Below are 8,944 nucleotides of genomic sequence, written 5' to 3'. Positions count from 1 at the left end.
TTCGCCGAGCAGGTGGCGCGGACTCCGCAGAACGTGGCGGTCGTCTTCGAAGGACGGGAGATTTCTTACGCCGAGCTCGACGCACGTTCCAACCGTCTGGCGCGTTATCTGATCGGGAGGGGTGTCGGTCCGGAGGACCTGGTGGCGGTTGCTCTGCCGCGTTCCGAGCAGCTCATCGTGGCGCTGCTGGCTGTGCTGAAGTCGGGTGCGGCCTATCTGCCGGTCGACCCTGCCTACCCGCAGGCGCGGATCGCCCACATGCTGAGTGACGCGCGGCCTGCCGGGATCCTGACCGACGCGGACACCCTCGCCGCCCTTCCGGACACCACAACGCCCCCGTTCCTTCCCGCCGTTGGTGACCTGGACATGCTTCCGGCCACCACCATCACCGACACTGACCGAATCCGTCCCCTTCACCTCAGCCACCCGGCCTACACGATCTACACGTCCGGCTCCACGGGAACCCCCAAGGGCACCACCGTCGAGCACCGGGCAGTCGGCAACTTCGTTGCCGCCATCAGCCCGGCTTATGGCATCGACGAAGGCACACGTCTGCTCGGCTTCGCCGCGGTCACCTTCGACGTGTCGGTGTTCGAGATCTTCACCGCCCTGACCTCCGGTGCCACGCTGGTCCTGGCCGGCGACGAGCAGCGCACCGACGCGCTTCTGCTCCAGCGGCTTCTGCGCGAAGAGGAAGTGACCGTCGCCGAACTTCCCCCCGCTGTCATGCCGCTCCTGGAACCCGCCCAACTCCCCGCGCTGAGGCTGGTGTCCGTGGGCGGTGAAGCACCGGCCGGGCGCCTGGTCGACGAGTGGGCTACGGCTGACCGGCAGTTCTGGAACGGCTACGGTCCCACCGAGGCCGCCGTCGCCGTCACCCTGATGCACTGCCTCCCCCCAGCCGCTGACAAGACACCGCCGATCGGGCGGCCTGTGGCCAACACGCGGGTGTATGTGTTGGATGGTGCGTTGCGTGTGGTGCCGGCGGGTGTGGTCGGTGAGCTGTACGTGGCGGGTGCGCAGTTGGCGCGCGGGTATCTGGGCCGGCCCGGTTTGACCGCTTCGCGGTTCGTGGCGGACCCCTTCGGTGCGTCCGGCGAGCGGATGTACCGGACCGGTGACCTCGTACGCTGGAACGAGGACGGCCAGCTCGTCTTCGTGGGGCGTGCTGATGACCAGGTCAAGATCCGCGGGTTCCGTATCGAACTGGGAGAGGTCGAAGCGGTCCTGGCCAGGCACGCCTCGGTCGGCCAGATCGCTGCGATCGCCCGTGCGGACGGTCCGGGCGGGACGCACTTGGTGGCTTACGTGACACCGGCTGTGGAGGTGCCCGACCGCTCGGGTCTTGCCGGTGAGTTGCGTGGTTTTGCCGGTCAGTTCCTGCCGGAGTACATGGTGCCGTCGGTGGTGGTGGTGCTGGATGCCCTGCCGGTGACGGCCAACGGCAAGCTCGACCGCAGGGCACTGCCGGCACCTGAGTTCCCCGGTGGCGCGGTGGCGCGTGGTCCGCGGTCGGTGCGGGAGGAGTTGCTGGCGGGGCTGTTCGCGGAGGTGCTGAAACTGCCCGCCGTCGGCATCGACGACGACTTCTTCGCCATGGGCGGGCACTCACTCCTGGCGACTCGTCTGGTCAGCCGGGTCCGCTCGGTCCTTGGCGTGGAGCTGGCCATCCGGGATCTGTTCGCCGCTCCGAGCGTCTCCGCCCTGGCGGCGCGGCTGGACGAGGTGTCGGGTGTGGTGCGTCCGGCGGTGTCGCGGCAGGTGCGGCCGGAGATCGTCCCGGTGTCGTTCGCGCAGCGACGGCTGTGGTTCCTCAACCGCTGGGAGGGGCGTTCCGCGACCTACAACATGCCCCTGGCCCTGCGGTTGTCGGGTGTGCTGGACGGTGATGCGCTGCGCGCCGCGTGGGGTGACGTTCTGGCACGGCATGAATCGCTGCGGACGGTGTTCTCCGAGCGTGACGGGGAGCCCACCCAGGTCGTACTCCCGATCGCAGAGTCCGCAGAGAATGTACTGACGGAAGAAACGGTGCATGGCGATGCAGGCGACTGGATCCACGGTGTCGTAGCGCGCGGCTTCGACGTCTCGGTGGACCAGCCCGTCCGCGTGGCGCTGGGTGTGGTGTCGGAAACCGAGTCGGTCCTTGTGATCGTGGTTCACCACATCGCGGGCGACGGATGGTCTGTGGCGCCGCTGGCCCGTGACCTGTCTCAGGCGTATGCGGAGCGCTGCGCCGGACGGACGCCGGAATGGGAAGAGCTGCCGGTCCAGTATGTGGATTACACGCTGTGGCAGCGTGAGTTCCTGGGCTCCGCCGGCGACGCGGAGAGTGTGCTGAGTCGGCAGACGGAGTTCTGGCGTCAGGCGCTCGCGGGTACACCCACGGAACTGGCCCTGCCCTGGGACCGGCCGCGTCCGGCCGAAGCCTCCCACCGGGGCGCCGTCATACCCTTCCGTGTCGAGGAAGACCTGCACCGGGCCGTCACAGACCTTGCCGCCGAATACGGTGCCACCGAATTCATGGTCCTCCAGGCCGCCGTCGCTGTGACCCTGCAGGGATTCGGCGCGGGGGACGATATTCCCCTGGGCACTCCCGTCGCGGGCCGGACCGATGACACGCTCAGTGATCTGGTCGGTTTCTTCGTCAACACTCTCGTCCTGCGCACCGACCTCTCTGACAGTCCCTCTTTCCGTGAGGTGCTGGAACGGGTTCGGGAAGCGGATCTCGCGGCCTACGAGAACCAGGACGTGCCCTTCGAAGTTGTCGTGGAGGCGCTGAACCCGACCCGCTCCACCAACCACCACCCGCTGTTCCAGGTCATGGTGGACCTGCAGAACAATGCCGAGGCCGACCTCCGACTGGAGGGGCTGGAGATAAGGGAAGAAGCCTTCCAGCTCGACGTCGCAAAGTTCGACCTGCAGTTCTCGCTGACGGAACGCGACGGTGACCAGGGCGGATGGCTGGCTGGTGACCTCTACTACGCGGTTGATCTGTTCGATGCCGCAACTGCCGAGCGCATGGTCCAGGGGCTGTTGCAGGTACTGGCGGCGGTCACGGCTGACCCGGAAACGTCCGTGACGCGTATCGAGGTGGTTTCGCCGGCGGAGCGGGCCGGTCTGCTGGAGGAGCGCAATGCGACGGAGCGGCAGCTGCCGGGTGGGTCGCTGCCCGGCCTGTTCGCCGAGCAGGTGGCGCGGACTCCGCAGAACGTGGCGGTCGTCTTCGAAGGACGGGAGTCCTCCTACGCCGAGCTCGACGCTCGCTCCAACCGTCTGGCGCGTTATCTGATCGGGAGGGGTGTCGGTCCGGAGGACTTGGTGGCAGTTGCTCTGCCGCGTTCCGAGCAGCTCATCGTGGCGCTGCTGGCTGTCCTGAAGTCGGGTGCGGCCTATCTGCCGGTCGACCCTGCCTACCCGCAGGCGCGGATCGCCCACATGCTGAGTGACGCGCGGCCCGCCGGCATCCTGACCGACGCGGACACCCTCGCCGCCCTCCCGGACACCACAACGCCCGCGCTCCTGCCCACCACCAGTGACCTGGACAAGTTCCCGGCCACCACCATCACCGACACCGACCGATGCCGCCCCCTTCTTCCCCGGCACCCGGCGTACGTCATCTACACATCCGGCTCCACCGGCACCCCCAAGGGCATCACGATGCCGGCTGCCGCACTCGTGAACCTCCTCCAGTGGCACAACGCGGAGCACCACCATGCCGACGGCGGCCGTACCGCCCAGTTCACCGGCATCAGCTTCGACGTGTCGGTGCAGGAGATCCTGACTGCCCTCCTGTCGGGCAAGGCGCTGTGCATCCCTGACGAGGAAACCCGTAGGGATGCGCGGGAGTTCGCCAAGTGGCTGGAGAAAAACGAGGTCGATGAACTGCTTGCCCCGAACCTGATGGTGGAGGCTGTGAGTTCGGCAGCAGCCGAGTACGGCCGCGATCTCTCCGCGCTGGTTCACGTCATGCAGGCCGGCGAGCGCTTGCAGCTCAACGAGCCGGTGCGTGGGTTCTTCCGTGAAACACCACGACGACTGCACAACCACTACGGTCCGGCCGAGACGCACGTTGTGACCGCCTTCTCTCTGCCGGCATCCGAGTCCCAGTGGCCGACGGACGCGCCGATCGGGCGGCCTGTGGCCAACACGCGGGTGTATGTGCTGGACGGTGCGTTGCGTGTGGTGCCGGCGGGTGTGGTCGGTGAGCTGTACGTGGCGGGCGCTCAGTTGGCGCGCGGCTATCTGGGCCGGCCCGGGCTGACCGCTTCGCGGTTCGTGGCGGACCCCTTCGGTGCGTCCGGCGAGCGGATGTACCGGACCGGTGACCTCGTACGCTGGAACGAGGACGGCCAGCTCGTCTTTGTAGGACGCGTGGACGACCAGGTCAAGATCCGCGGGTTCCGTATCGAACCTGGAGAGATCGACGCGGTCCTGGCCAAGCACGCCTCTGTCGGGCAGGTCGCCGTGGTTCCCCGTGAGGACGGCCCCGGCGGGACGCACTTGGTGGCTTACGTCACCGCTGCTGCGGATGTTCCCGACCGCTCGGGACTTCCTGGAGAACTGCGTGGTTTTGCTGGGCAGTTCCTGCCGGAGTACATGGTGCCGTCGGCGGTGGTGGTGCTGGATGCCCTGCCGGTGACGGCCAACGGCAAGCTCGACCGCAGGGCACTGCCGGCACCTGAGTTCCCCGGCGGCGCGGTGGCGCGTGGTCCGCGGTCGGTGCGGGAGGAGTTGCTGGCTGGACTGTTCGCGGAGGTACTGCAACTGCCCGCCGTCGGCATCGACGACGACTTCTTCGCCATGGGCGGGCACTCACTCCTGGCAACACGCCTGATCAGCCGGGTCCGCTCGGTCCTTGGCGTGGAGCTGGGGATCCGGGATCTGTTCGCCGCGCCGACGGTGTCGGCTCTGGCCGTGCGGCTGGACGAGGTGTCGGGTGTGGTGCGTCCTGCGGTGTCGCGGCAGGTGCGGCCGGAGATCGTCCCGGTGTCGTTCGCGCAGCGACGGCTGTGGTTCCTCAACCAGTGGGAGGGGCGTTCCTCGACCTACAACTTGCCCCTGGCGCTGCGGTTGTCGGGTGTGCTGGACGGTGATGCGCTGCGCGCCGCGTGGGGTGACGTTCTGGCACGGCATGAATCGCTGCGGACGGTGTTCTCCGAGCGTGACGGGGAGCCCACCCAGGTCGTGCTCCAGGCCGCAGACGACGTTCTGACGGGGGAGCAGGTCCGTGGTGATGTCGGTGAGTGGGTGCGTGGTGTCGCAACGCGCGGTTTCGATGTCTCGGTGGACATGCCTGCGCGCGTGGCGCTGGGTGTGGTGTCGGATATCGAGTCGGTCCTTGTGATTGTGGTTCATCACATCGCGGGCGATGGATGGTCTGTGGCGCCGTTGGCCCGTGACCTGTCTCAGGCGTATGCGGAGCGCTGCGCCGGACGGGCGCCGGAATGGGAGGAACTGCCGGTCCAGTATGTGGATTACACGCTGTGGCAGCGTGAGTTCCTGGGCTCCGCCGATGACGCGGAGAGTGTGCTGAGTCGGCAGACGGAGTTCTGGCGTCAGGCGCTCGCCGGCACGCCTACCGAACTGGCTCTCCCGTGGGACCGGCCGCGTCCGGCCGAAGCCTCCCACCGGGGTGCCGTCATACCTTTCCGTGTCGAGGAGGACTTGCACCGGGCCGTCACAGACCTTGCCGCCGAATACGGCGTCACCGAATTCATGGTGTTGCAAGCGGCTTTGGCGGTGACGTTGCAGGGATTCGGTGCGGGGGACGATATTCCCCTGGGTACTCCCGTCGCGGGCCGGACTGATGACACGCTCAATGATCTGGTCGGTTTCTTCGTCAACACTCTCGTCCTGCGCACCGACCTCTCCGACAGTCCCTCTTTCCGTGAGGTGCTGGAACGGGTTCGGGAAGCGGATCTCGCGGCCTACGAGAACCAGGACGTGCCCTTCGAGGCCGTGGTGGAAGCACTCAACCCGACCCGTTCCACCAACCATCACCCGCTGTTCCAGGTGATGCTGGATCTGCAGAACAACACCGAACCTGACCTCCAACTGCCCGGGCTGGACATCAGCACAGTCCTGACAGACGTGGATACAGCCAAGTTCGACCTGCACTTCTCCTTCAGCGAGGACAGCGACGGCCGGACGGGGATGTCGGCTGACCTGTCCTATGCGGTTGATCTGTTCGATGCTGCAACTGCCGAGCGCATGGTCCAGGGCCTGTTGCAGGTACTGGCGGCGGTCACGGCTGACCCGGAAACGTCCGTGACGCGTATCGAGGTGGTTTCGCCGGCGGAGCGGGCTGGTCTGCTGGAGGAGCGCAATGCGACGGAGCTGCAGCTGCCGGGTGGGTCGCTGCCCGGCCTGTTCGCCGAGCAGGTGGCGCGGACTCCGCAGAACGTGGCGGTCGTCTTCGAAGGACGGGAGATTTCTTACGCCGAGCTCGACGCACGTTCCAACCGCTTGGCGCGTTATCTGATCGGGAGGGGTGTCGGTCCGGAGGACCTGGTGGCAGTTGCTCTGCCGCGTTCCGAGCAGCTCATCGTGGCGCTGCTGGCTGTGCTGAAGTCGGGTGCGGCCTATCTGCCGGTCGACCCTGCCTACCCGCAGGCGCGGATCGCCCACATGCTGAGTGACGCGCGGCCTGCCGGCATCCTGACCGACGCGGACACCCTCGCCGCCCTCCCGGACACCACAACGCCCGCCTTCCTTCCCGTCGTTGGTGACCTGGACAAGTTCCCGGCCACCACCATCACCGACACTGACCGAATCCGTCCCCTTCTTCCCCAGCACCCGGCGTACGTCATCTACACATCCGGCTCCACCGGCACCCCCAAGGGCGCCACCATCGAACACGCCTCCTTGGTGAACCGCTTGCTGTGGATGCAGAGTGAGTACACGCTCGCCGAGCATGACCGTGTACTCCAGAAGACTCCGGCGACGTTCGACGTCTCCGTCTGGGAGTTCTTCTGGTCCTTGACCGTCGGCGCCACGCTCGTCGTCGCCCGACCCGACGGGCACAAGGATCCGGAGTATCTGGCTGAACTCATCATCGCCACCTCCGTCACCGTTCTGCACTTCGTCCCGTCGATGCTGCGGGTGTTCATCGACGAAGCCAGTGCCGCGCGGTGCGAGAGCATCCGTCTGGTCATCACCAGCGGCGAAGCGTTGCCACCAGATCTCGTGGCACGCTTTGGCGCCACCCTCGACGCGAGTCTGCACAACCTCTACGGTCCCACCGAAGCCACCGTCGACGTCACCGCTTCCACCGCCCTTCCGGCTCATCCCACCGGGCCGGTTCCTATCGGGGCCCCGGTGTGGAATACGCGGGTCTATGTGTTGGATGGTGCGTTGCGTGTGGTGCCGGCGGGTGTGGTCGGTGAGCTGTACGTGGCGGGCGCTCAGTTGGCGCGCGGCTATCTGGGCCGGCCCGGGCTGACCGCTTCGCGGTTCGTCGCCGACCCTTTCAGTGCCCAGGGCGAGCGGATGTACCGGACCGGTGACCTCGTACGCTGGAACGAGGACGGCCAGCTCGTCTTCGTGGGACGCGTGGACGACCAGGTCAAGATCCGCGGGTTCCGTATCGAACCCGGAGAGATCGACGCGGTCCTGGCCAAGCACGCCTCTGTCGGCCAGGTCGCCGTGGTTCCCCGTGCGGACGGCCCGGGCGGAACGCACCTGGTGGCCTACATCACCCCGACTCCCGAAGCACCCGATCACTCGGGTCTTCCCGGTGAGTTGCGTGCCTTTGCCGGGCAGTTCCTGCCGGATTACATGGTGCCGTCGGCGGTGGTGGTGCTGGATGCCCTGCCGGTGACGGCCAACGGCAAGCTCGACCGCAAGGCACTGCCGGCACCTGAGTTCCTCAGCGGCGCAGCGGCGCGCGGTCCCCGGTCGGTGCGGGAGGAGTTGCTGGCGGGGCTGTTCGCGGAGGTGCTGGGGCTGCCCGCGGTCGGCATTGATGACGACTTCTTCATCATGGGTGGGCACTCACTCCTGGCAACACGCCTGGTCAGCCGCGTCCGCACGGTTCTTGGCGTGGAGCTGGGGATCCGGGACCTGTTCGCCGCACCGACGGTGTCCGCTTTGGCAGCCGGCCTGGGTGGTTCTGTCGGAGGCGAGTCGCTCGACGTCCTTCTCCCGCTGCGCGCAACCGGCGAAGTGCCGCCGCTGTTCTGTGTCCACCCGGGCTCAGGAGTTGGCTGGGTCTACTCCGGACTGCTCAGGCACGTGAACGCGGACCGCCCCGTCTATGCCCTCCAGGCACGGGCGCTGACCGGGCCGGACAAGGAACTCCCCAAGAGCCTGACTGAGATCGCCCATGATTACGTCGAGCAGATACGCACAATCCAGCAAAGTGGTCCTTACCACCTTCTGGGCTGGTCGTTCGGTGGTGTTCTCGCGCACATGATTGCAACAGAACTCCAACGAGACGGAGAAAAGGTCGCTTTCCTCGCCGTGCTCGACGCCTCGCCCGAGCCCGTACCTGTGGGTGATGCGGACGAAGCGGTGGACGAGTCCGAAATCGTCCGCATGCTCACCGAGTACTACGGTTACGGTCAGGCTGATTCCGCGGAGGATGCGTATCCCGTCGCACCCGCACAGGACGCGCCCGATGGGTACGACAGTGTTCTGCACATGTTGGAAGGCTTCGAAATGGCCAGGGTGGCCGCGGTGATGAACAACTTCGCGCGCCTCTCGACTGACGTTTCCCTGGGGTCGTACGCAGGGGATCTCACTCTTTTTGTCGCCAACGGCGGGGATTCCGCACCGTTGGCGCGGGAGGACCAGTGGGCGCGCCACGTGGACGGAACGATCGACGTGTACGACGTCGACTGCGCGCACGACGACATGATGAAGCATGGCCCGGTCGATGAGATCGGTCCGGTTGTCGCGCGAAAGCTGCTGGATTCACGCGAAGCGTGACGAGAAGGAGATATTG

General features: G+C 66.8%; 1 protein-coding gene. It reads left to right on the top strand.

Annotated features, from left to right (window positions below):
* The first annotated feature begins 12 nt into the window (after positions 1–12).
* On the top strand, positions 13–8,928 hold the full coding sequence (locus ACFWDI_RS12165) for an amino acid adenylation domain-containing protein (protein ID WP_385303259.1): 8,916 nt from the start codon (positions 13–15) through the stop codon (positions 8,926–8,928).
* Positions 8,929–8,944: the final 16 nt, after the last annotated feature.

It is taken from the genome of Streptomyces sp. NPDC060064, from assembly GCF_042736455.1.
Taxonomy (GTDB): domain Bacteria; phylum Actinomycetota; class Actinomycetes; order Streptomycetales; family Streptomycetaceae; genus Streptomyces.
This window is presented reverse-complemented; position numbering and strand designations above follow the sequence as displayed.